The sequence below is a fragment of the Lactobacillus kefiranofaciens genome, from assembly GCF_014656585.1.
In the GTDB taxonomy this organism is placed as follows: Bacteria; Bacillota; Bacilli; order Lactobacillales; family Lactobacillaceae; genus Lactobacillus; species Lactobacillus kefiranofaciens.
Genome location: NZ_CP061341.1, coordinates 849,337 through 873,398, shown reverse-complemented (window position 1 = coordinate 873,398; position 24,062 = coordinate 849,337). Strand labels below are relative to the sequence as shown.

General features: G+C 36.3%; 18 protein-coding genes and 2 pseudogenes. 3 read left to right on the top strand and 17 right to left on the bottom strand.

What is annotated here, in order from left to right; genetic code table 11:
- Nucleotides 1-5 precede the first annotated feature (5 nt).
- From nusA to ICI50_RS04360, 12 genes are all read right to left on the bottom strand, one after another.
- The gene (gene nusA / locus ICI50_RS04415) at nt 6-1,211 is read right to left on the bottom strand and encodes a transcription termination factor NusA (RefSeq protein ID WP_054640186.1); all 1,206 of its coding nucleotides are present in this window, start codon (nt 1,209-1,211) and stop codon (nt 6-8) included.
- A gap of 19 nt (nt 1,212-1,230) precedes the next feature.
- Nucleotides 1,231-1,707 carry a ribosome maturation factor RimP gene (rimP, locus tag ICI50_RS04410; protein WP_013853929.1) on the bottom strand — a complete coding sequence of 159 codons (477 nt, stop codon included), beginning with the start codon at nt 1,705-1,707 and terminating at the stop codon, nt 1,231-1,233.
- 105 nt (nt 1,708-1,812) lie between these two features.
- A complete protein-coding gene (locus ICI50_RS04405) occupies nt 1,813-6,120 on the bottom strand; it encodes a PolC-type DNA polymerase III (protein ID WP_095341973.1) in 4,308 nt (1,435 codons plus the stop codon).
- Between the two features lie 5 nt (nt 6,121-6,125).
- Entirely contained in the window at nt 6,126-7,823 is a 1,698-nt protein-coding gene (locus ICI50_RS04400) for a proline--tRNA ligase (RefSeq protein ID WP_013853927.1), read from the bottom strand.
- Nucleotides 7,824-7,858: 35 nt separating this feature from the next.
- Nucleotides 7,859-9,115 (bottom strand): RIP metalloprotease RseP, encoded by a 1,257-nt coding sequence (rseP, locus tag ICI50_RS04395; RefSeq protein ID WP_013853926.1) that lies wholly within the window; start codon nt 9,113-9,115, stop codon nt 7,859-7,861.
- 12 nt (nt 9,116-9,127) lie between these two features.
- Entirely contained in the window at nt 9,128-9,943 is an 816-nt protein-coding gene (locus ICI50_RS04390) for a phosphatidate cytidylyltransferase (RefSeq protein ID WP_056941031.1), read from the bottom strand.
- Between the two features lies 1 nt (nt 9,944).
- Nucleotides 9,945-10,679 (bottom strand): undecaprenyl pyrophosphate synthase, encoded by a 735-nt coding sequence (locus tag ICI50_RS04385; RefSeq protein ID WP_013853924.1) that lies wholly within the window; start codon nt 10,677-10,679, stop codon nt 9,945-9,947.
- Nucleotides 10,680-10,681: 2 nt separating this feature from the next.
- Nucleotides 10,682-11,239 (bottom strand): ribosome recycling factor, encoded by a 558-nt coding sequence (frr, locus tag ICI50_RS04380; RefSeq protein ID WP_095341972.1) that lies wholly within the window; start codon nt 11,237-11,239, stop codon nt 10,682-10,684.
- Nucleotides 11,239-11,964 (bottom strand): UMP kinase, encoded by a 726-nt coding sequence (pyrH, locus tag ICI50_RS04375; RefSeq protein WP_013853922.1) that lies wholly within the window; start codon nt 11,962-11,964, stop codon nt 11,239-11,241. Before pyrH ends, frr begins: the two co-directional genes overlap by 1 nt.
- A 145-nt stretch (nt 11,965-12,109) precedes the next feature.
- Nucleotides 12,110-13,135 (bottom strand): translation elongation factor Ts, encoded by a 1,026-nt coding sequence (tsf, locus tag ICI50_RS04370; protein WP_095341971.1) that lies wholly within the window; start codon nt 13,133-13,135, stop codon nt 12,110-12,112.
- A 29-nt stretch (nt 13,136-13,164) separates the two neighbouring features.
- Complete coding sequence (gene rpsB / locus ICI50_RS04365; protein ID WP_054640184.1) at nt 13,165-13,938, bottom strand: 30S ribosomal protein S2; 774 nt, start codon at nt 13,936-13,938, stop codon at nt 13,165-13,167.
- A 161-nt stretch (nt 13,939-14,099) separates the two neighbouring features.
- Nucleotides 14,100-15,131: a GIY-YIG nuclease family protein gene (locus ICI50_RS04360; protein ID WP_013853919.1), complete on the bottom strand. Its 1,032-nt coding sequence runs from the start codon at nt 15,129-15,131 to the stop codon at nt 14,100-14,102.
- Between the two features lie 62 nt (nt 15,132-15,193).
- On the opposite strand from ICI50_RS04360, the gene ICI50_RS04355 reads away from it, so the two are divergent.
- Entirely contained in the window at nt 15,194-15,808 is a 615-nt protein-coding gene (locus ICI50_RS04355; RefSeq protein ID WP_054640183.1) for a lysophospholipid acyltransferase family protein, read from the top strand.
- A gap of 100 nt (nt 15,809-15,908) precedes the next feature.
- Nucleotides 15,909-17,090: an SAM-dependent methyltransferase gene (locus tag ICI50_RS04350; protein ID WP_054640182.1), complete on the top strand. Its 1,182-nt coding sequence runs from the start codon at nt 15,909-15,911 to the stop codon at nt 17,088-17,090.
- Nucleotides 17,091-17,142: 52 nt separating this feature from the next.
- Here ICI50_RS04350 and ICI50_RS04345 read toward each other — a convergent pair whose 3' ends face one another.
- The 5 genes and pseudogenes from ICI50_RS04345 to ICI50_RS04325 all read right to left on the bottom strand — a co-directional run bounded on the left by ICI50_RS04345 (nt 17,143) and on the right by ICI50_RS04325 (nt 23,267).
- Nucleotides 17,143-19,086: a M13 family metallopeptidase gene (locus tag ICI50_RS04345; RefSeq protein WP_188892010.1), complete on the bottom strand. Its 1,944-nt coding sequence runs from the start codon at nt 19,084-19,086 to the stop codon at nt 17,143-17,145.
- 14 nt (nt 19,087-19,100) lie between these two features.
- A pseudogene (locus tag ICI50_RS04340) lies at nt 19,101-20,893 on the bottom strand (ABC transporter ATP-binding protein).
- Nucleotides 20,886-22,651 (bottom strand): annotated as a pseudogene (locus tag ICI50_RS04335) (ABC transporter ATP-binding protein). The pseudogenes ICI50_RS04340 and ICI50_RS04335 overlap by 8 nt, the downstream one beginning before the upstream one ends.
- Before the next feature lie 82 nt (nt 22,652-22,733).
- Nucleotides 22,734-22,952, bottom strand: a complete 219-nt coding sequence (locus ICI50_RS04330) for a YneF family protein (protein ID WP_013853916.1) — start codon at nt 22,950-22,952, stop codon at nt 22,734-22,736.
- Nucleotides 22,953-23,018: 66 nt separating this feature from the next.
- A complete protein-coding gene (locus tag ICI50_RS04325; protein ID WP_025084061.1) occupies nt 23,019-23,267 on the bottom strand; it encodes a DUF896 domain-containing protein in 249 nt (82 codons plus the stop codon).
- 165 nt (nt 23,268-23,432) lie between these two features.
- On the opposite strand from ICI50_RS04325, the gene lexA reads away from it, so the two are divergent.
- A complete protein-coding gene (lexA, locus tag ICI50_RS04320; protein WP_056941028.1) occupies nt 23,433-24,059 on the top strand; it encodes a transcriptional repressor LexA in 627 nt (208 codons plus the stop codon).
- Nucleotides 24,060-24,062: the final 3 nt, after the last annotated feature.

Below are 24,062 nucleotides of genomic sequence, written 5' to 3'. Positions count from 1 at the left end.
ATCACCTATTCTTCAGTATTATCTTCTTCATTTGTATTTTCAGTTTCATCTACTGGTCCATTATCAGTAGTAGTATCTGCCGTAGCAGTATCATCAGTAGTGTTTTCAACTGAATCTTCAGTGTTTTCCTCAACACTATCATCCGTAGAATCCTTTGGCTTTTCATCAACAAATTCAACTTCAGATTCAGGACGAATATCAATCTTATAACCTGTTAAACGAGCTGCCAACCGAACGTTTTGTCCCTTCTTACCAATTGCAAGAGACAATTGATAATCAGGCACAATTACTAATGCGCTCTTTTCTTCTTCATCTTCACCAAATTGAACTGCAATTACTTCTGCTGGATTCAAAGCATTGGCAATAAAATCAGAAGGATCTTCTTCATATTTAACGATATCAATATTTTCGCCACCAAGTTCATTAACTACGTTTTGAACACGCGCACCTTTTTGTCCAACGCAGGTACCAACTGGATCAATATTAGGATCATTTGACTTAACTGCTATTTTAGTACGATCGCCAGCTTCACGAGCAATTGAAACGATTTCAACAGTTCCATCATAAATTTCTGGAACTTCTTGTTCAAATAAACGCTTAATCATATCTGGAGCAGTTCTCGAAACAGTAATTTGTGCACCATTAGAGTCAGAGCCAACATGTGTTACTAATACGCGAACTTGATCTTGTAGATTGTAAACTTCATTAGGCATTTGATCACGATGTGGCATCATGGCTTCAACATTACCAATCTTAACGTAAACAAATTTATTGTCACGTCTTTCAACTGTGCCAGTGACTAATTCGTCTTCATATTGAGAATATTCATCAATAATATGATTTCTTTCAGCCTCACGAAGACGTTGCATAATAACTTGCTTAGCAGTTTGTGCAGCAATTCGACCAAAGTTTTTAGGTGTTACTTCAAAACGAATTTCATCGCCAACTTCATAAGCACAATTAATTGCTAAAGCATCATCTAAACTAACTTCAAGACGATCATCCTGTACTTCGTCAACAACAGTCTTAACAGCCATTACTTTAAAGTTGCCTTTTCTTTCATCGAAATCAACTTCAACGTTTTGTGCCTGGTTATAATTCCTTTTATATGCAGCTACCAAAGCGGCCTTAATTGCATCAACAATAACATCTTGTTTAATGCCCTTGGTCTTTTCCAAGGTAGCAAACGCTTCTAGCATTTCTTTAGACATAAGTTTTTAATCAGCCTTTCTAAAATTCAATTGCAAAACGAATCTTGGCAATTAACTTACGGGGAACAGTTATTGCTTTTCGCCTTGTCTTATCCTTTATTTCTAACACAATCTCATCATCATTATAGGACTTAAGAGTACCTTCATACATTTTTTTATCTTTAATCTTTTGATAAAGAGCGACATGAACATAGTCATTCAAAGCCCTCTTCCAATCTGCTGGTGTTTTAATTGGGCGTTCAGCACCTGGAGAAGATAATTCTAAAACATATGGTTCAGGGAAAGGATCAGGATTAAGCGTATCGAGTTTTTCAGAAACCAACTCGCTTAACGTTGCAATTTCATCAATATCAATTCTATCAGGCTCATGATCTACATATATACGTAAATACTTTTTGCCCTTTTCTGTAACGTATTCCATATCAACCAACATGTCGCCATGCTCATTAATAAGGGGTTCAATAACTGGACGAACAAGATCTATAACTTTAGACAAAAATTTTCCTCCGTAATAAAAAGAGTGAGCATCACTGCTCACTCGAATTTACCTATTCGAACTTCTCTATTAGTATAACATATTTTTAATTAAAAAGTAAAATAGTTAGAATAATGATAACTGATTTTCATCCGGCATCCCATCTAAAACACCATTATCTTCAAAGTAATTCATAATAGTTTGAGATACTTTGCCTCGCTTAGATAAATCTTCTTTGGATAAAAATTTCTTTTCAGCACGAGCCGCTACAATTTGCTTGGCAGCGTTATCGCCTAACCCCGGAACCGCGTTAAATGGCGCTAAAATAGTATGTTTATCCAAAATCTTGAAGTCAGTTGCTTCAGATTGATCAATATCAACCATCTTAATTTTAATGCCACGTTCAAGACATTCGTTGGCGATTTCCAAAACAGTCAGCAAGCTCTTATCCTTAGCAGAAGCGTCATTTCCTTTATCCTGAATTGCCTTTATCGCTGCCTTAACAGTATTTTTGCCATGGCTCATCGCAACTAAATCAAACAGATCAGCCCGAACTGAGAAATAAGCAGTGTAATAGATTTCTGGATAATATACTTTAAACCAAGCAATTCGTAAGGCCATTAAAATATATGCTGTAGCATGAGCCTTAGGAAACATGTATTTAATCTTTAAGCATGATGGAATATACCAGTCAGGAATATTCTTATTCTTTTTCAAAATCGCCATATTTTCATCACTAATTCCACGACCATGACGAACGGACTCCATCGTCGAAAATGAAACTTCTGGCTTAACGCCCCAGTGAATTAAGTCCATCATGATGTTATCACGACAACCAATTACATCTTTTAACTTACAAGTACCATTATTGACTAAGTCTTCAGCATTTCCTAACCACACATCGGTACCATGGGACAAACCGGAAATCTGCAATAATTCAGAAAACGTTGTCGGTTTCGTTTCTTCAAGCATTCCACGAACAAAGCGAGTACCAAACTCAGGTACCCCCAAGGTTCCTGTTTGCGACCCAATTTGCTCAGGGGTAACGCCTAATGCCTTAGTTCCTGAAAAAAGTGACATTACCCCTGGATCATCTGGCGGAATAGTTAATGGATCAATTCCCGATAGATCTTGCAGGTGACGAATCATCGTTGGATCATCATGCCCTAAAATATCGAATTTTAAAATATTATCATGGATAGAATGGAAGTCGTAGTGCGTAATTAACCAGGCCGCATTAACATCATCGGCTGGATAAGAAACCGGCGTAAAATCATAAATATCCATATCATCGGGCACTACAACAATACCGGCCGGGTGCTGACCTGTAGTTCTCTTAACACCACGAACACCACTAGCTAAACGGTCTAGTTCAGCATTTCTTAATTTAAGATCTCGTTCTTCATCAAAATGCTTAGCATAACCATATGCCGTTTTATCCGCAACCGTAGCAATTGTTCCAGCACGATATGAATTGTCAGGACCAAACATAACTCGAATAAAATTATGAGCCACCGGCTGATAATCTCCCGAGAAGTTTAAATCAATATCAGGGACTTTATCTCCATGAAACCCTAAGAAAGTGGCAAATGGAATATCTTGTCCATCTTTTACCAATGGTGTACCACATTTAGGGCAATCTTTATCTGGCAAGTCATAACCAGAACCATATTCACCATTTTCAAAAAATTGGGAATATTTACACTTAGGACAGCGATAATGCGGTGCCAGTGGATTAACTTCCGTAATTCCTGACATTGTAGCAACTAGACTTGAGCCAACGGAACCTCGAGAACCTACCAAATAGCCGTCTTTATTGGATTTAGCTACCAGACGCTGAGAAATTAAATAAATAACTGCATATCCATTAGAAATAATAGAATTTAATTCAAGATCAATTCTATCTTTGACTATCTTCGGTAGCGGATTGTCATAAAGTTCATAGGCCTTATCATAAGTCAATTTCTTCATTTCTTCATCAGCATGAGCAATATGCGGTGGATACAAACCATCTTTAATCGGTTGAATTTCAGAAATTTCGTTAGCAATCTTATTAGTATTATCAATTACAATTTCTTTAGCAACATCCTTACCTAAGAAGCTAAATGCATCCAGCATTTCTTGTGTTGAATAAAAATGCAAATCCGGTTGTGGTTTATTTCTATTAGGATTAGAACGCTGTGCTGAAATTAAAATTGTTCTATAAATAGCATCATGTGGCTCTACATAATGAGAATCGCCTGTAGCTACAACTAGCTTATTTAATTCTTTACCAAGTTTAACTATATTACCAATAATTTCGTGTAGCTGATCCTCATCCTTAATTAAGCCATCTGCAATTAATTGAGAATAGCTTTTTGGAGGCTGTACCTCTAAATAATCATAGAATTTGGCTTTTTCACGCGCTTCATCATAACCCTTTTGCATCATGGTAATGAAGACATCACCTTGCCAACAACCCGATCCATAAAGTAAACCTTTATGTAATCTAGCTAAATCAGATTTAGGCGTCCGTGGAATTCGATAGAAATCTTTCGTACTTGCAATTGAAACTAACTTATAAAGATTCTTTAATCCCTTTTGATCCTTAGCTAATACCGTCATATGAGAAGGTCGAGCACGTTTATATACTTCACCATGAGCAGCATAACTATTTAAATTATTTAAGTTATCTTCATTATATTTTTTCTTAAATGCATCAAGCAACTTATACATCAAATATCCAGTAGCTTCCGCATCTTGATTTGCTCGGTGGTGATGCTCTAGAGAAACATTGTATTTTTTAGCTAAAGAATCTAAAGTATGTCGATTTTGCTCAGGATGAAGTAAACGAGAAACCTCTAAAGTATCAACAACTGGCTGGGTGATCTCGCTCAGACCTGCCCTTCTTAAAGCAGCATTAACAAATCCAACGTCAAATTGTACATTATGACCACATAAAGGACGATCACCATAAAAATCCTGAAACCGCTTGATTACTACCGCTTCATCATCAGCTGCACCAACCATTTCATCAGTAATTGAAGTCAAGTTAATAGTTTGTTCACTCAAAGGATGATGGGGATTAATGAATTTATCAAAGCGCTCAAGCACTTCACCATTCTTCATCTTAACGGCTCCAATTTCAATAATCGTATCATAAACAGATGAAAGCCCAGTCGTTTCTACGTCAAAAATTACAAATTCACGATCTTCATAAGTCATTGGTGCTGGATTTAAAACTAAAAGCGCATGATCATCTATCATATTAGCTTCTACACCATAAAGTATTTTCATATTTAAGGCTTTACCAGTACTATAAGCTTCTGGAAAAGATTGAACATCTCCATGGTCCGTAATTGCGATAGCTTTTTGACCAAACTTCTTAGCTGTTTTAATGAAATCTGATGGTGTATTAGTTGCATCCAGCTGACTCATATTCGTATGTAGATGTAACTCAACTCGTTTTTCATCGCCTTCATAATCTTCAGTCCGACCAATGTGTTCAACAGTCTCAAAACTACTGATATTGAAAACTACATCATGTTGCCATTGATCATCAGCCGCTGAGCCTTGCATTTTAGCCCATGTTCCTGGCTTAATAGCTGACATTTGTTCGATCTGTTCTTTATCAGAAACAAACTTCTTAAAAGCAATAGAATCACTATAATCAGTAATTTCTCCAGTAAAAATAACCGAGCCCGATTTTAATTCTCGGCTTTCAATATTAAAGATATTACCTTCAATGACTACATTACGAGTACCATCTTCAACTTCTTTTATCTGAGTAATCGGAGCATTTTCATCTAACTTTCGTTTACCATATGAAGTTTTTCTGGTGGGATACTTACTAAGTTGCGGTTTAGGTTTATCGGGTGTTTTTTCATAAACCTGCTGCATACTCTTTTCATGTTCTTGCTGCAATTCTTGCAAGCTCTCCAGATTATTTTGCGAACTGGTATTATCAACTTGGGTAATAAATTTTAAATTAAAGAAGCCATAATTGCGCATTTCTTCAGCTAAATCATCTAAAGCCTTTTGCTCAATCATACCATCAATTACATTATTATCTATTGGGATTACCCAACGATTATCAATTTTATCTGGCTTTTGTCCCGCTAAAAACTCTCTAGCTACAGGCTGAAGAACATTAGAATTTTGAACAGCATAATGCCAATATTTAAGTAAATACTGATCTGATCCATCTGCAGTTCTTACAACCAATTTTACGTTTACAAATGAAGAAAAAGTTTCTTCTACTGCTTTTCTTAAAGCTACATAGGTATCATATCTTAAGGGCGTATCAAAAAAAACGTGGATATCCCACCTATGTTCCTTAGCGTAAACATCCACGTTTTCAATCTTTCCTTTCTGAAGCAAATCATTGTCTTCAAAACTATCAGGAAAGTGAACCTGTTTGAGCAATTTTAAGAAAAGATCATTCTTATTAATCACAAAAATTATCCTAACTCTTGATTTACAAACTTGTCTAATTCATCAATTGACATTTCAGTCGCTTTAGCATCTGTTGGACGTTTAACTTCAACGATTCCATCAGCAGCTTTCTTACCAACCGTAATTCTAATTGGAGCACCAACCAAGTCAGCATCAGCAAACTTAACGCCAGCACGTTCCTTACGGTCGTCGTATAAAACGTCATACTTAGAACTGAACTTTTTTTCAAGTTTTTCAGCTAATTCAGTTTGATCATCTTTGTTCATCTTCATTTGAACAATATGAATTGCAAATGGTGCAATCTCTTTTGGCCAAGCAACACCATGTTCAGTCAAGTGTTGTTCTACAGCTGCAGAAAGCATTCTAGTAACACCAATTCCGTATGAACCCATGATAACTGGCTTAGCCTTACCATTTTGATCCAAGAAATTGGCACCCATTGTCTTAGTATAATAAGTACCTAATTTGAAAATATGACCTACTTCAATTGAAGTAGTGAACTTTAATGGCAAGTGATCAACTGGATCAGGTTCACCCTCATTAGCAGTTCTAATATCAGCAAACTCATTAACTTTAAAGTCTCGGTCTAAGTTGGCATTCTTAAATTGATAGTCGGTTTCACCAGCGCCAACTACTACATTGTAAAGGTTCTTAACAGTTTCATCGGCAATAATCTTGTTTGCCCAATCAGCATTAACAGGACCTACGCCACCCTTTTCACTACCAGTAATTTCCTTTAAATCTGCAGTATTTGCCTCATGAACTTCATCTGCATCAAGAATATGTCCCAACTTAACTTCGTTGATTTGCTTATCGCCACGAATTAAAACAAGAACTTTTTGATCATCAGCAATGTAAAGGATACTCTTAACGATTATAGTTGCTGGAACATCTAAGAATTTAGCTAATTTTTCAATAGTATCACAACCAGGCGTTGCTACTTTAGTTAATTCTTTAGGTTCCTCTGGTTCTTGCTTAAAGGTATCAACACTCTTAGCCATTTCAAGGTTAGCAGCATAAGTACCCTTCTCATTAGTAGCAATGGTATCCTCACCAATAGCTGCAGGAGCTTGGAATTCTGTTGAGTTTTTGCCGCCCATTGTACCTGAGTCAGCAATTACTGGGTGAACAGTTACACCTGCACGTTTAAAAATACGCTCATATGCACCTTTTTGATCATCAAATTGTTCATCTAATTGATCACGAGTTGCGGCAAAACTGTAACCATCTAACATTACGAATTCACGACCACGAAGAAGACCAAAACGAGGACGGTTTTCATCACGGAACTTAGTTTGAATTTGATACAAAGCAAGTGGCATTTGCTTATAACTCTTTAAATTCTTAGCAACGATTTCCGTAAAGGTTTCTTCATGAGTAGGGCCAAGCAAGCTTTCACGACCATGACGGTCTTTCAATTTAAACATTTCAGCACCGTACTTTTTATAACGCCCTGATTCTTGCCATAAGGTTGCTGGTAATAAATGAGGCATAATCATTTCTGGAACATTGATACTGTCCATTTCTTGCTCAATAATTGCCTCTGCCTTGCGTAAAACACGGTAACCTAACGGAAGATAAGCATAAACACCAGCGGTAACCTGACGAATATATCCTCCTCTAATCATCAGTTTGTGACTTTCAGCCACTGCATCTGATGGAGCTTCCTTTAATGTCGGCATAAAAAATTTTGATTGACGCATTAATTTCTCCTAAAGTAAAAATAAAACTAACTATATTATTTTATGAAGTAACGATAAATATCATTACCTGTAACTGCAATAATTAATATTAATAATAAACCAAATCCAATTAAATCAACGATAGCTTCATGCTCTTCAGCAATTGGCTTACCACGGAATAATTCAATTAAGTTCAATAAAAGTTTACCACCATCTAAGCCTGGAATCGGGATTAAGTTGACAATTCCTAAATTAATAGAAATCATCGCTAAAAAGGCTAGAACATACGTAAAGCCCATTTGTGATACTTGTGAGGTTTGCGAATAGATACCCACCGGTCCAGATAATTTATTCAAACTAAAGTGACTAAACAAATTACCTACGGCCCGAAAGATCAAACCGGTCGTAGAAACCGCTGTGTCCCAGCCTCGTTTTAACTTTACAAAAGCATTTTCATTACTTTGGGCTTCAATCCCAATTTGATAAACCTTTTGTTTTTGAATACGGCGTACCTTTGGCACCACTGTAGCAGTTCTAGTCGAACCATCTTTAACTAGTTTAAAGGTCAAAGGTTTACCTTTACTTTGATTAATCTTTTGCGATACTTGTTCAAAACTAACAATCTTTTGACCATTAATTGCTACAATTCGATCACCAGCTTCAATTTTAGCATCCTGCGCAGGTGAATGAGCTATTATTGAACCTATCGTAGTAGTCGCTGGTCCTGGAACTGTGAAAGTCCAGATCAAAAAAACCACAAAACCAAGTACTATATTCATAAATGGTCCAGCAAAATTGGTAGCCAATTTCTGCCAAACATTCGCCTGATTAAATTGAGTATCACGTGGGGCAATTACTAATTCAGTACCATTTTTTTCAATAATTGTAGCATCATGATCGACCCGATAGGTTACCCGATTATTTTCATCACCATTTTCATAGCCTTCAATAATTAATTCATCCACTAAATCTGCTTTAGTAACTTGAACAGGAATTCCTTCAATTGGGATCTCTGATTCAGAAGCATCTATCCTAATAACCTGATTTCGGTCATTTAACTGCAACACTACGGTCATACCAGGATCAAGCTTACTTTCATCATCAGAACTGGCTAAACGAACATAACCGCCTAATGGTAGCCAACGAATGGTATAGGTTGTTGGATTTCTTCTAATTTGAAAAAGCTTTGGTCCCATTCCAATTGAGAATTCTCGTACAAGAATACCTGATTTTTTGGCTACAATAAAATGTCCAAATTCGTGAACAAAAACCAGTATTCCGAAAACGACTATAAAGATTAGTATACCTTTCAAATAAAAATTCTCCTAATGTACAATACCTAAAATTGCGGCGACTACGGGCAAAACAAATAGCATACTATCAAAACGATCTAAGATACCACCATGCCCTGGTAAAATTTTACCAGAATCTTTGACGCCATAGAAACGTTTATATGCAGATTCTACTAAGTCACCCATCTGCCCTACAATGGAAAGGAAAAAAGCCAAGACAATCATAGTCAATTCAGAAGTATTAAAGTTAATCCCTAAATTGCCCATAATTGCCATATAGATTGCACTACAAATCAAAGCACAGATTACTGCACCAATTGATCCCTCCCAGGTTTTGTTTGGACTAATAACAGGCCATAATTTATGTTTACCGATCTTACGACCAATCATATAGGCACCAATATCAGTAGACCAAACTACTACAAAAACATAACCTAATAATGCTAAACCATTATACGGAAATGATCTAATAGCTGCCATATAATGGAATCCTATTCCTATATAAAGCGAAGCTAAAATATATACACCTACGTCATCAAATGTTGTTTTATTTTTGGAAAGAACAGTCCATGTTAAGAAAAGCATAATAATTCCAAAGAATACTCCAAACTTAGTAATGCTTGAAGGGAATACTTTAAAAAATGAATCTGGGACTGTCCAAGTCAAAGTAGCAAGCAAAGCTAGCAAAAAATCAAAGGATACTAAAATCTGTTTCTTCATTAAGAAGATTTCACTAATGCCAACTGCAGCAAATAATACAGTCAACCAATCCATCCAGAGTCCGCCTGCCAGCACAATTGGAATAAATAAGATTAAGGCAATAACTGCCGTAATTACACGTTGTTTCATATTAACTATCCGATTCGTCTACCTTACCAAAGCGCCGATTACGGTGCTTATAATCATCTACAAATTTCTTCAAATCATCTTCATTGAAATCAGGCCAATTTTTATCACTGAAAGCTAGCTCTGAATAAGCCAATTGCCAGAGTAAAAAATTGGAAATACGCTGCTCACCAGAAGTTCTAATTAATAAATCAGGATCTTGGTATTCCCCGAATTTACCCGTCATTAAATGGTCAGAAATCATTCCTTCAGTGATATCTTCACTCTTGAGCATACCTGCTTCAATCATTCCACCCAATTCCTGCATCGCTGAAACAATTTCTCTACGCGAGCCATAATTAAAGGCAAAATTTAAGATCAGGCCAGTATTATGAGCAGTTTCTGACATAGCACGTTGAACAATTTGATAGGTTTTCTCTGGTAGCTCGTCCAGATACCCCATAATATTTACTTTGACATTGTTCTTCATCAAAGTGGGCATATACTTATCAAAAAAGCGCACTGGAAGATTCATTAAATAAGCAACTTCTTCTTTAGGTCTTGCCCAATTTTCAGTAGAAAAAGCATATAAAGTTAAAATTTTAATACCTAACTTATCAGCAGCTAAAGTAATTCGTTCAACATTATCCATGCCCTCTCGGTGGCCTACAAATCGAGGCTTATGCCTTTTTTTAGCCCAGCGACCATTGCCATCCATAATAATAGCTAGATGATTTAATTCATTGTCTTTTTTACTCATATTTATCCTTGAGTAATTTCCTTGCGTTTTTCATCAGCAAGTTGGTCAATTTTCTTAGTTGAGTCATCAGTTACTTTTTGAACTTGCTTTTCCAAGTTGCGTTGTTCATCTTCAGTAATATCGCCATTTTTTTCATCTTTTTTCAAAGAATCCATAGCTTCACGACGAACATTTCTAACGGCAATTTTAGCTTCTTCAGCGTATTTTCCAACTTCCTTAGCGATTTCTTCTCTTCTCTCACCAGTAAGTTGTGGAATAACTAATCTAATTACTTTCCCATCATTAGCTGGGGTTAAGCCAAGATTAGAAGCCAATAATGCATGTTCAATGTCATCTAAACTATTTTGATCATAGGGTGTAATTAGTAATACACGAGGTTCAGGAATAGTAATACTTGACATTTGAGTTAAAGGAGTTGGTGCGCCATAGTATTGAACCTGAACATTGTCAAGCAAAGCTGCATTGGCAACTCCCGCACGAATTGATGCTAATTTCTTTTGATAAACCTTAATGGATTTATCCATATTTTCTTGTGTTTTCTTAATAATTTCGTTATTCATTATTTATTACCTCTAATCACAGTACCAATATTTTCACCCAAAACAACTTTCTTAATGTTACCTGGGGTATTAACGTTAAATACAATTAACGGAATTTCTGTGTCCATCGAAAGTGAACTTGCAGTTCTGTCCATTACTTTCAAATTCTTAGAAATCAAATCAAGTTGAGTTAACTCTGAGAACTTGGTAGCTGAAGGATCAGTTTTAGGATCAGCTGAATAAACACCATCAACACCGTTTTTAGCCATTAGAATTACATCTGCACCAATTTCGGCCGCACGAAGTGCTGCAGTAGTATCAGTTGAGAAGTAAGGATTACCTGTACCACCACCAAAGATAACTACGCGTCCTTTTTCAAGATGACGTAAAGCTCTCCTTCTAATATAAGGCTCAGCAATTTGTCTCATTTCGATCGAGGTTTGCATTCTAGTTGGAACACCAACTTTTTCAAGACCATCTTGCAAAGCTAATCCATTCATAATAGTAGCAAGCATCCCCATATAGTCAGCTTGTGCACGTTCCATTCCTAGCTTAGCGCCAGTTTCACCACGCCACATATTACCGCCGCCACAGACAACACCGATTTCAACACCTAAATCATGAACAGACTTAATTCCTTTAGCTAAGTGTCCGATGACTGTTGGATTAATCCCAGTTCCTTTATCACCTGCTAAAGCTTCACCTGATACTTTTAAAATAATACGCTTATATTTTACTTGACTCATATGAAATGACCTCCTCTAATAGCTTTAATTATTCTACCATATATAACTAGTTAATGTCTTTTAAGTCAACAAAGGCAAAAGATTTTTTCTAAAAAAAGGAGGGGTACATAAACGTACTCCTCCTTTCTATTTAGGGTAGTAATAACTACTTCATTTGTTCGCGAACTTCAGCAGCAAAGTCTTCTTGTTTCTTTTCGATACCTTCGCCAACTTCAAAACGCTTAAAGGCAACTAACTTAGCACCATTGTCTTTTAAAAATTCGCCAACAGTTTTACTATCATCCATGATGTAATCTTGTGATAAAACAGCAAATTGCTTATCAACTTGAGTATTATCATCGATGAAACGTTGCATCTTACCAGGAATAATTCTGTCCCAAATCTTTTCTGGCTTGCCTTCTTCTTTAAGTTCAGCCTTGATGTCTTCCTTAGCTTTAGCTAAAACATCATCAGTTAATTGCTTTTCTGAGCCATAAACAAGGTGTGGCAATGGCTTCTTGTGTACTAATGCACGACTTTCGTTATCTTGATCAATTTTGTGGTTCATCAATGCCAATTGCTCAGTAATGAAGTCATCGTCTAATTCATCTGGTGAAATAACCTTTGGCTTCATAGCAGCAATATGCATTGCCAAGTGCTTAGCCATTGCGGCATCTGCACCTTCTAAGACAGTGATTACACCAATTTGACCACCATTGTGTTGGTAAGTACCAAATTCTTGATCATCAGTCTTTTCTTCTAAAGCAAAACGACGTAAAACAATCTTTTCACCAATTGTTGCGGTTGCGTCTACAAAAGATTGAGCTAGGGTCTTGCCATCAGCCATCTTTAATTCATTTGCTTCTTCAGCATTAGCTGGCTTACCTTCAGCAATGGTCTTAGTAACATCCTTTACTAAGTTAACGAACTTTTCGTTTTGAGAAACGAAATCAGTTTCTGAGTTAATTTCAGTCAAAGCAGCCACGTTGCCAGCAACACAAACGCCAGTTAAACCTTCAGCTGCAACACGGTCAGCCTTCTTAGCAGCTTTAGCCATACCTTTGTCGTGAAGATATTCAATGGCCTTGTCCATATCACCGTCAACTTCTACTAATGCCTTCTTGGCGTCCATAACGCCAGCACCAGTACGTTCACGTAATTCTTTAACTTGCTTTGCAGTAATTGCCATTATAAGTCCTCCTACAGAACTAACAGTAAAAACTAGTCTTCTGGGTTTTCTTCAGCACTAACAGCTTCTTCTGAGCCATCAGCATTTTCTTTAAAGTCAACTTCAACAGATTCATCGTCTTGACCTTGCTTGCCTTCAACGATAGCATCTGCCATAGCACCAGCGATCAAACGGATAGCACGAATAGCATCATCGTTTGAAGGGATAACTACGTCAATTGGTTCTGGATCAGTGTTGGTATCAACCATAGCTACAACTGGGATACCCAAAATGTTAGCTTCGTGAACAGCAATCTTTTCCTTCTTAGGATCTACTACAAACAATACATCTGGGATTCTTGGCATATCTTCGATACCACCTAAGAATCTTTCAAGTTTGTCCATTTCCTTAGTTAAAAGAGCAACTTCCTTCTTTGGTAATACGTCAAAAGTACCATCCTTTGACATTTCCTTTAATTGCTTTAATCTCTTAACACGGCTTTGAATAGTAGTCCAATTAGTCAAAGTACCACCTAACCAACGTTGGTTAACGTAGTATTGACCTGCACGAGTTGCTTCTTCAGCAATTGAGTCTTGAGCTTGCTTCTTAGTACCTACAAACAAGAAAACGCCGCCGTCTTGTGCAACAGCCTTCATAAAGTTGTAAGCGCCATCTAACATCTTGATAGTCTTTTGTAAATCAATGATGTAGATACCATTTCTTTGAGTAAAAATGTAAGGAGCCATCTTTGGGTTCCATCTTCTAGTTTGGTGACCGAAGTGCACACCAGCTTCAAGCAATTGCTTCATTGTAACAATGTCTGCCATATTATATTCCTCCTATGGTTTTAATCCTCTCAAGCGTTCTTTTCACCATTTAACCACTACCTAGGGCACCACAATGGTGATCGCTCTTGATGTGTTTTAAATTCTTGCATGTCTTAAAACATACTTATCTATTTTACAAAAATTTTTTTTAACTTTCAAGACTAAAACTTAATATTACGTTCTTTTAAAAACTTTTCCTTCCATTCACGATTATGATGTTTAAACCAATATTCCCTCTTTAATGCTAAGCGCTTATCATCAAATTGCTCATGATAAATCATTCGTACCGGTCTACGCGTCTTAGTATACTTTGCTCCTTTACCTGCATTATGCATTTTCAAACGATGCGCCAAATCATTAGTAAATCCGCCATAAAAACTACCATCGTTACATAATAAAACATAAAAATAATACTTGCCCTGTGCTTCTCTTTTTTGCTTATCTTCGTCAGTTTCTCGTACAATTTTCTGAATAAAAGGCTTAAAATTGCCATCTTGATCATGAACTTCAATTGCATCCCTAATTTCTGTTCCATCTGTTCCCGTATGCTTAACAGCCTCAACTATGATTAAATTTGCATCTTTTCCGCGATGTGCAACAAACGGTTGAACAAACTTCACACTCAAATCATGCTTCATACAATAATAACAAATTTCACCTAAGCGCTCAGGACGATGGACCATAAACATTTTCCCTTTCATCTTGAGCAATCCACTAGCTACTTCAATGATTTGTTCCAAATTAATCAACAATTCATGACGGGCAATTGCTTTCTTACGGTCAGGATTAATCTCATGACCTTTAGGTGCTTTAAAATATGGCGGATTGACTGTCACTACATCATAACTATCTTTGCGCAGAAATTTAGGAGCATTCAAAACATTTTCCTGATAAACTGAAATTCGGTTTTCCATTTTATTCAACTCAATTGAACGTTGAGCTTGAGAAAATATTTCTTTCTGAATTTCAATTGCGTCATAATGTGCTCGATTAAAATATGCCATATAAATAGTGGCCGCACAATTCCCAGCACAAAGATCTGCTACTTTATCCCGATCATGAATCGCATCTTTAGCCCAATAAGCCAGAAAAAGCGTATCCATTGAAAAGCTAAAAGCAGTTTTTTCTTGAATTATCCGCAAGTTATCGCTATACATATAATCAATTCGTTCATTATCTTTAAGTTCTACCATAAAAACAGTTGCCTTTCTTGTGTTTATATTTTTATAATAGCTTACAACAATTGGAGGAATTTATGTTTTATAAAATTATTTGCCCTATCGTGCGCTTTATCGTATGGGTATTAAATGGACATCTACATATTCATCATAAAGATCGCTTGCCAAAAGGCAACTATATTCTAGTTGCACCACATAGAACTTGGTGGGAGCCTTTACTTTTTGCATTAGGCGCTAGTCCAATGGAATTCATGTTTATGGCCAAAATAGAATTATTCAAAAATCCAGTTTTGCGTTTTATTTTAAATCATGCTCACTCTTTTCCAGTAGACCGCAAAAATCCTGGTCCTTCAGTTCTAAAAGTTCCAGTTAAGGGACTTAAAAAAGGTAAGCTTTCCCTGATTATTTTTCCATCTGGGACAAGGCATTCAGCTAAATTAAAAGGTGGAGCCTTGGTAATTGCCAAGATGTCACAAAAGCCAATGGTTCCCGTAGTCTATCAAGGTCCATTGTCATTTAAAGGATTATTAAAACGGCAGCCATTAAAAGTTAATTACGGCAATCCAATCTCAATAGACCGTAAAACTAAACTAACTCATGAAAATGAAGCAATTATCTATCAGCAACTTGAAGATGCTTGGAATAATTTAGACCAAGAATTAGATCCTAATTTCCATTACATTGCAAAATAATAATGTACTTAGTTCAAAACGGACTAAGTATTTTTTATGCTTATATTTGATTAGTGTTAAAATAAATAATTAGGTTTGATAATTATTGGAGGAAAGATAATTGTTAGAAAAAACATTTTACAAAATGATGCTTAGCAAGTCCTTCCCTTTTCCCGTTAAAGTAACTTACTGGGACGGCAAAAGCGAAGTTTATGGTAATGGCACTCCTGAAGCTGAGATCGTATTCAATGAAAAGATCCCTATGAGCGAGATCATTAAAAATGCTTCTCTAGCTTTAGGCGAAGGCTACATGTATAAAAAGATAGAAATTCATGGCAGCATTCAAAAAGTAATCGATGGTGCTTATGAGAGTGCAGACAGTTTTATACGCTCTTTAAAATTCCGTAAATTTTTACCTAAATTAAAACATACGGAAAAGCAAAGCGAAGAAGACGTACAAAGACATTACGATATTGGTAACGACTTCTATGAAATGTGGCTTGATCCTACTTTGACTTACTCATGTGCCTACTTCACCGATGATAATAAAGATGACCTTGAAAAAGCACAGATTGCTAAAGTTCACCATATTTTAAATAAACTAAATCCTCAAAAGGGCAGAACTTTGCTTGATATCGGTTGTGGCTGGGGTACTTTAATGCTTACTGCTGCTAAGGAATATGGTTTAAAAGTTACCGGCGTAACTTTAAGTGAAGAACAGTACAAACTCGTTCAAAAGAAGATTTACGATGAAAATTTGCAAGATGTAGCTGAAGTTAAACTTGAAGATTACCGTGAATTAGGTGATCAACAATGGGATTACGTAACTTCCGTTGGTATGTTTGAACATGTTGGTTCTGAGAACTTGGGTGAATATTTCAATGATGTTGCTAAATACCTCAAGAATGATGGTGTAGCTTTGATTCATGGCATCACCCGTCAACAAGGTGGAGCTAATAACGCTTGGATCAACAAATATATTTTCCCAGGTGGTTATATTCCTGGTTTAGTTGAGATTATTTCGAGAATCGAAGAAGCACACTTGCAAATTAGCGATGTTGAAATGCTACGTCGCCATTATCAAAGAACTTTAGAAATTTGGGATAAAAATTTCAATAATGCTCGTCCAGAGATTGAAAAGAAAATGGGCGAAAGATTCTGCAGAATGTGGGATCTATACTTACAAGCATGTGCTGCTAGTTTTGAATCAGGCAATATTGATGTAGTTCAATACCTGCTTACCAAGGGTCCTTCTGGCAAGAGCTTGCCAATGACTCGTAAATACATGCTTAATGAAAAATAAAATGTAAAAAATGACTGCTAGCGAAAACTAGCAGTCATTTTTTTATGCTTTATTACCAAATAGTAATTCTATCTTCCGGATCAAGCCACATGCCGTCTTCCGGCTTAACATCAAAAGCCTCATAAAAGGCATCTTGACATTGCACAGGAATATTTACTCTTGTAGGCTGTGGTGCATGAACATCAACTTGTACTTCCGTTTTAATTGCTTCTGGACGCTGCTTTTGCATCCAGCTTCTGGCATAATTTTCAAACAAGTCTTTCAAATCTACACCATCATTCTTGCCTGCTTGTACAGCACAAGCAAGACCAGCTAGGTCAGCAATATTCTCACCAACCACTTGCTTACCATTAACTTTAGCCGGGCCATATTGCAAGCCGTCAAAGATATCGACCATTTGACCGACACGCTTGTTAAATTCAGCAAAGTCTTCTTTGGTCCACCAATTATTCATATCTCCATGTTCATCAAATTTAGCACCACTATTATCAAAAGCGTGTGAAACTTCATGACCAATGGTTGCACCAATACCGCCATAGTTTGCACCGCGAGATTGATGAATATCGTAAAATGGTTTTTGCAAAATTCCAGCTGGGAAAGTTAAATCATTTCTTTGCGGATCATAGCACGCATTGTTTAAATTCCCTGGCATCAGCCATACTGAGCGATCAACTGGCTTAGTTAATTTATTCATTTCATATCTAGTTCTAACTGTTGCCATAGCCGCTTCATTTTCGTATAAACTTTTTGCAGGATCAACTTGCAGTAAATCATAGATTTCTTCAATCTTTTCTGGATAGCCGATCTTTAATACTAAAGCATTTAATTTAACAATCGCCTTTTTCTTAGTATCTTCAGAAAGCCAATCATTACTTTTGATTCGCTCTTCGTAGACCTTTAGCATTTTATGAATCATGTCTTCCACATCATGCTTTGCCTCAGCACCAAAATACTTTTGACCATAGTAGATACCTACGACTTCATCAAAAGCACCATTAGCTAAACGGTAAGCTTGCTTGATCTGTGAAGGCATTTTTGGCGTACCTGAAATAGCTTGATCAAACGGAAACGCTGCTTCACGAAATTCCTGGGATAAATATTTAGCTACATTGTTAATATATTTAACTAACATCCAGCCCTTGATCTCGTCAAAGTTTTGTTCATTGATCAATTCTTCAGCATGCTCAAGAAAACGCGGCTCCATCACAATCACGCGATCTGGTTTAACTGGTAAAATCTGATCTAGGAAATCGGCCATATCAAATGACTTGAATTTTGCAATAAAATCAGCATATGAAACCGGGTTATAGATAGCAGCGTAATCTGACCATTCTTCAGTAGATTTAACTACTTTGGATAGCTTTTGATCAAAAGCTAAAGCGCTTTCGACATATGTTTTTGCTTCAGTCTTACCCAGACCAGCCATCATCAGCAAATTAATACTTTGCTTTTGCAAAATATCTAATAGTTTTTTTGCATCTGAAGTTTGATAAGTGGTTGTATCTGGCAAAAATGTTCCTGGTCCACCAAAATAAAGCACGTTTACGTCAGTGTTCTTCATATCGGCATCAACATCATAAACAACTGGCAATGCGTATGGTCCTATAAATAATTTAGCTGCATTTTGCTTAAAATCAGTAAAATTATTTAAATCTAAAATCTTTTGCAAATCATTTTGAATTGGGCGAGCACCGTCGGCATCCCTCTTGACAAAAGCTTTTGCAATCTTGTACAAAGCAATTGCTTTATCAAAATCTCTCACCTTAGGCATTTCTTCCTTGCCTGCAGCAATATTGGCAAAGTCTTTCATCATTCTATCTTCAATGCGAATATCTAGTTCGGAATTCACTCCAGTTGAAGTACGATCAGCTGGAATTTCAGCCTTAGAAAGCCACTCTGAATTAACTGCTAAATATAGGTTATCTTGTGGTTTAGTATTAACGTCAGGTTCAGCAACATCACCAGCACCACCACGAACTGCAAAATATCTTCTCATTTTTTCACCTTCAATTATTTATTTTCATTATTCTGTAAAGTATACAGATTGTAATAATAGCCCTTCTTCTTTAACAACTCTTCATGATTGCCTCGTTCAATTTACGCCCTTTATCCAAAACAATAATCTGATCTGCATCGGCAATCGTTGATAATCTATGTGCAATTGCTAAAGTGGTTCTACCTTTACGCAGACGCTTAAGTCCTTGTTGAATCAAAGTCTCAGTTTCGGTGTCTACATTGGCTGTTGCTTCATCTAACACCAAGACCTTTGGATTAGTTACCAAAGTTCTAGCAAATGAAATCAGTTGTCTTTGACCTTGACTTAGTTCTTCTCCACCTTCAATTACTTTAGCATGATATTTTCCTGGCATCTGCTCAATAAACTGATCAGCTTGTACTGCCTTTGCGGCTTTTTTAATTTGCTGATCAGTAATCTTTTTATTGTATAAACGAATATTAGATGAAATATCACCATAAAACATAAATGGCTCTTGTAAAACCAAGCCTAATTTTTGACGCAATTCCTTTTTAGGATATTTTTTTATATCCACGCCATCGATTAAAATTTGCCCTTGGCTGAATTCATAAAAACGCATCATAACATTAATAATCGAACTCTTACCTGAGCCAGTATGCCCCACAATTCCTAAAGTTTCTCCTGGATTGACCGTAAATGAAATATCGTGCAAAATTTAATTTTTACCATCATAAGAAAAACTAACATGCTTAAATTCAATCTTGCCCTGAGTAATAGTCAAGTCCTGCTGCTCATTTTGCGCAGGTTCATATTGCGTATCATCTAAGATTCTAAAGATTCTTTTACCTGCAACAATCCCGTCTTGGAAGAAGGTCATTTGATCCATCATTGTTGAAATCGGGTTAAACAGTTGAGAAATATATTGTGAAAATGCATAAACTACGCCAGCAGGCACAAAAGTTTCTCGCAGTGGAAAGCCAAAGTACATTAATGACACTGCTAAAGCCAATGAGTAAAGCAAACTGGTTAAAGGCGACAGAAGCAATGAATTAATTCAAATCATATTAAAACGTGTATTCATTAAACCGCCGTTTTCTCCTTCAAAATTTTTAGTCATTCGATGTTCTTGATTAAATTGCTGAATAATTGAGACGCCTTCAATTGATTCGTTTAAATTAGCATTAATTCGGCTTAAGTGTTCACGATAATTACGATATAAACGCGAACTCTTTTGTGAATATAGCCAAATTACCAAAAGCAAGATAGGTATAAAGGCTAAAATCAGCCAACCAGCGATCACATTTGTAGTAAACATGGCAACAAGTGCTGTCACCACCGAAAACGCACCAATAACAATAGTTGATAGAACTGTCAAGAAATTGCTTAAGGTCATCGTATCATTAGTGACTCTAGATACTATTGAGCCGGCAGGCGTTTTATCGAAATAGCGCATTCCTAACGTATGCAATTTACGATATAAAGCCCGTCTAAGACTTTCAAGTGTTTTTTCTGAACCTAATGCAAAAAAGTATTGATAAATAAATTGAATAACTGCCTTAAGAATTGAACCTAAAGCATATAAAAAGCCAGCAAACAAAATCACCTGCACAGTCGCACTCTGATGCAATAAAAAGGCATCTAAAAAATACTGCAACCCTCTAGGCAAAAGAATATTAATAATGCTGACTATAAAGGCTCCCACTAAGGCAATAATCATTTCAAATTTAAATTTTTTAACGAACTTCATCAATCGTTTAAAAATTGCAACTTGTTCTTTAAAGGGAATAGCTTTTGCCCAAACTGATTCCTGATTTTCTTCATTATTCATTGATGTCTTCACCTACCTTTGCTTGTAATTCCTGTCTGCACCACATTTCTGCATACCAGCCATCTTCTGCTAATAGCTGTTGATGGTTGCCACGCTCTACGATTTGCCCGTCTTTTAATGCTAAAATCAGATCGGCATCCATCACTGACGTCAGACGGTGAACTGCAATCAATGTCGTCTTATCTTGTCTTTCTTTTCTTAATGCAGACAAAATTTCTGTTTCCGTTTTAGCATCTACAGCGGACAAAGCATCATCCAAGATTAAAATCTGACTATCTTTTAACAAAGCTCGAGCAATTGACATTCTTTGTCTCTGACCACCAGAAAGGGAAATACCATTTTCACCAACTAAAGTTTCATAGCCCTTCGGCATTTGAAGAACATCATCATGCAAATCACTCTTTTCGGCTGCACTCGCCACATCACTTTTATTTGCTTTTTCAGAAGAAAACGCAATATTCTTGCCGATACTGGTTGAAAACAAAAAATTATTCTGTGGTACATAAGCAATCTGCCCCAATAAAACTTTTAGTGGAATATTGCGAATGTCTTTGCCATTCAAAGTTATCTGCCCCTGATACTGATCAAATTCTCTCAGCAATAGTTGAATAATTGTTGTTTTACCGGCACCAACACGCCAAACTAAACCTAAAGTTTGGCCTTGCTTCAAAGTAAATTCAATATTTTTTAAAACTGGAATATCTTTTTCATCAAGATATGCAAAAGATTTAATATCATAATGCAAATCGCCTTGTAAATCTTTAGAAGTAATGGTCTGATCGGCATGAGCATCTGTAATAAGAGGCTTTTCATCTAATAATTCTTCTACTCGATCATAACTTGCACTGCCTCGTTCCAAAATGTTGAAAAGATACCCGATTGCAAACATTGGCCAAACCATATTAGAAATATAGGCAATAAAAGATACTAATTGTCCAATCGACAAAATCTTATTACTTACGAGCAGTCCACCGTAAATAATCGTAATTGCATAGGTTGCACCAATAACTGCGGTACCTAACGGATCAAATAAAGAATCCCAAACGAAAACTCTTTTATTGATATTAATCGTATCATCAACCATTTTATCAAAGGCAGCTGTATCTTCTTTGCCTTGTCCAAAAGTTTTCAGCACTTTAATTCCAGATACTGATTCCTGTGTCTTATTATTTAAACGAGAAAAAGCAGCCTGTGACTTATCAAACGCATTATGAAGATGATCCCCTAACTTCCATGCACCTAATGCCAGAAACGGCAATGGCAATAAAACTATTACGGTTAAGCTCCAATCAACAAAAATAATCATCGCGATCATCGTTGAAAGACCCATAATTAGAGAGTCAACTAAAGTCAAAACCCCATCGCCGGCAACATTTTGAATAGCTGATACATCATTCGTCGCATGTGCCATCAAATCGCCCGTTCGATGGCGCTGATAAAAAGTTCGATCCATTATCATAAAATGGTTAAATAATTTAGAACGCATTTGCCGTTCCAATTCAGCAGCTCCCCCCAAATCTGCTTACGCCAAAAATAACGTAAAACATAAAGCGTAAAAGCTGCTGCTAATACGGCTAGTATTAACATTCCATATTCGCCCCAAGAAATATGGCCTTTATCAAGCTGATCTGCCATTAGCCCTAAAACTCGCGGCGGCACAAGATTGGCTAATGAAGTCAGGGCTAAAAAAGTGATGCCAACAATGTATCGTTTTTTCTCTTGTTTAAAGAACCAGCCTAATTTTCTAAATATTTTCATATATTCACCTCATTTACAAAAGTGTACAAAAAAAGACGAAGAAAATTTTCCTCGCCTTTTCAATAAAAAATAATTAATTGAATTATCTTTGCTGGTGTTTCATCATATTCATTACTTGGTGAACCTTCTTGTTAGAGGGTTTTTGTCCCATTTGAGACATCATAGCAACGATCATATCTTCACTGATAGGAGGATTTTCTTTAAAATATTTCTTCATATATGCTCTTGCACCATAAAAACCAGCTACGGCACCAATCAAGAGCGCAATAATAATCAAAAAAATTGCTAAACCTAAATTCATATTGTATATCCTCCATTAACTAACAATATTATCTTACATAATTTTTTAACTTTTTTAAAGGGTTAATTAGTCTTTTCTAAGTCCTTTTCTTCTTTGAGCGCGCTTGGCTCTTTCGGAAGTGATTTCCTTACCATTTTTATCCAGAATAACCATATCTTCAACATCTTGCTTGAAAGCAGCTCTAAAGTTAGCCAAGAATTTTTGATGTAATTCTTTTCTTTCTTTTTCTTCTGCAGGGGTTAATCCTTCATTTTCTTTCTTATTATAAAGTTCATTAATTCGATCAGTAACCCTTTTTTCTTCTTCTTTGCTCATTGTCATAATATCCACCTCACATTAACAATCTTTAGTCTACCGTATTTTTAGTAATAAAAAAAGATATATTTTTTAGAACGCCTGTTTGATATTTCCTTTCAATTCTGGTAGAATATATGTTATAAATAAAATAATAAAAATTTAAGTAAACGGAGAAAGACTATTATGCCTAAAAAAACTAGTGAGACTAAGCAATTAGAAATCTTACAATACATTTATGATACTGTAGATCATCGCGGATTTCCACCGACGGTGCGTGAAATCTGTGCAGCAGTAGGATTATCTTCAACTTCAACTGTTCACGGACACTTATCGCGTCTTGAACGCAAAGGCCTATTGATCAAAGATGCTACTAAGCCTCGGGCTCTAGAAATTACTGCTGAGGGCAAGAAAGAATTAGGCATTAAGCCCACAATTATTCCCATCGTGGGTGTTGTAGCAGCAGGTCAACCAATTTTAGCAGTAGAAGATATTGAGGATTATTTCCCACTACCACCGGATCTTAAGAATGATGCTGGTGAACTTTTCATGCTTAAAATACATGGCAATAGCATGATTAATGCTGGTATTTTAAACGGTGATAGTGTTATTGTTAAGAAACAATCAACTGCTAATAATGGTGAAATAGTTGTTGCAATGACTGAAGAAAATGAAGCAACTATTAAGCGTTTCTTTAAAGAAAATGGACATTACCGTTTGCAACCAGAAAACGATTCAATGTCTCCTATTATTCTTTCAGAAGTTAAAATTCTTGGTAAAGTAGTTAGCCTTTACCGTAACAATATTGATTAATGT

Excerpts from the sequence above, each read along its gene's own strand:
- frr (WP_095341972.1), bottom strand. The coding sequence starts at position 11,239 with ATGAATAACGAAATTATTAAGAAAACACAAGAAAATATGGATAAATCC.
- ICI50_RS04360 (WP_013853919.1), bottom strand. The coding sequence starts at position 15,131 with ATGGTAGAACTTAAAGATAATGAACGAATTGATTATATGTATAGCGAT.
- rpsB (WP_054640184.1), bottom strand. The coding sequence starts at position 13,938 with ATGGCAGACATTGTTACAATGAAGCAATTGCTTGAAGCTGGTGTGCAC.
- ICI50_RS04400 (WP_013853927.1), bottom strand. The coding sequence starts at position 7,823 with ATGCGTCAATCAAAATTTTTTATGCCGACATTAAAGGAAGCTCCATCA.
- nusA (WP_054640186.1), bottom strand. The coding sequence starts at position 1,211 with ATGTCTAAAGAAATGCTAGAAGCGTTTGCTACCTTGGAAAAGACCAAG.
- ICI50_RS04345 (WP_188892010.1), bottom strand. The coding sequence starts at position 19,086 with ATGAGAAGATATTTTGCAGTTCGTGGTGGTGCTGGTGATGTTGCTGAA.
- ICI50_RS04390 (WP_056941031.1), bottom strand. The coding sequence starts at position 9,943 with ATGAAACAACGTGTAATTACGGCAGTTATTGCCTTAATCTTATTTATT.
- ICI50_RS04330 (WP_013853916.1), bottom strand. The coding sequence starts at position 22,952 with ATGAATTTAGGTTTAGCAATTTTTTTGATTATTATTGCGCTCTTGATT.
- ICI50_RS04385 (WP_013853924.1), bottom strand. The coding sequence starts at position 10,679 with ATGAGTAAAAAAGACAATGAATTAAATCATCTAGCTATTATTATGGAT.
- lexA (WP_056941028.1), top strand. The coding sequence starts at position 23,433 with ATGCCTAAAAAAACTAGTGAGACTAAGCAATTAGAAATCTTACAATAC.
- ICI50_RS04325 (WP_025084061.1), bottom strand. The coding sequence starts at position 23,267 with ATGAGCAAAGAAGAAGAAAAAAGGGTTACTGATCGAATTAATGAACTT.
- pyrH (WP_013853922.1), bottom strand. The coding sequence starts at position 11,964 with ATGAGTCAAGTAAAATATAAGCGTATTATTTTAAAAGTATCAGGTGAA.
- ICI50_RS04355 (WP_054640183.1), top strand. The coding sequence starts at position 15,194 with ATGTTTTATAAAATTATTTGCCCTATCGTGCGCTTTATCGTATGGGTA.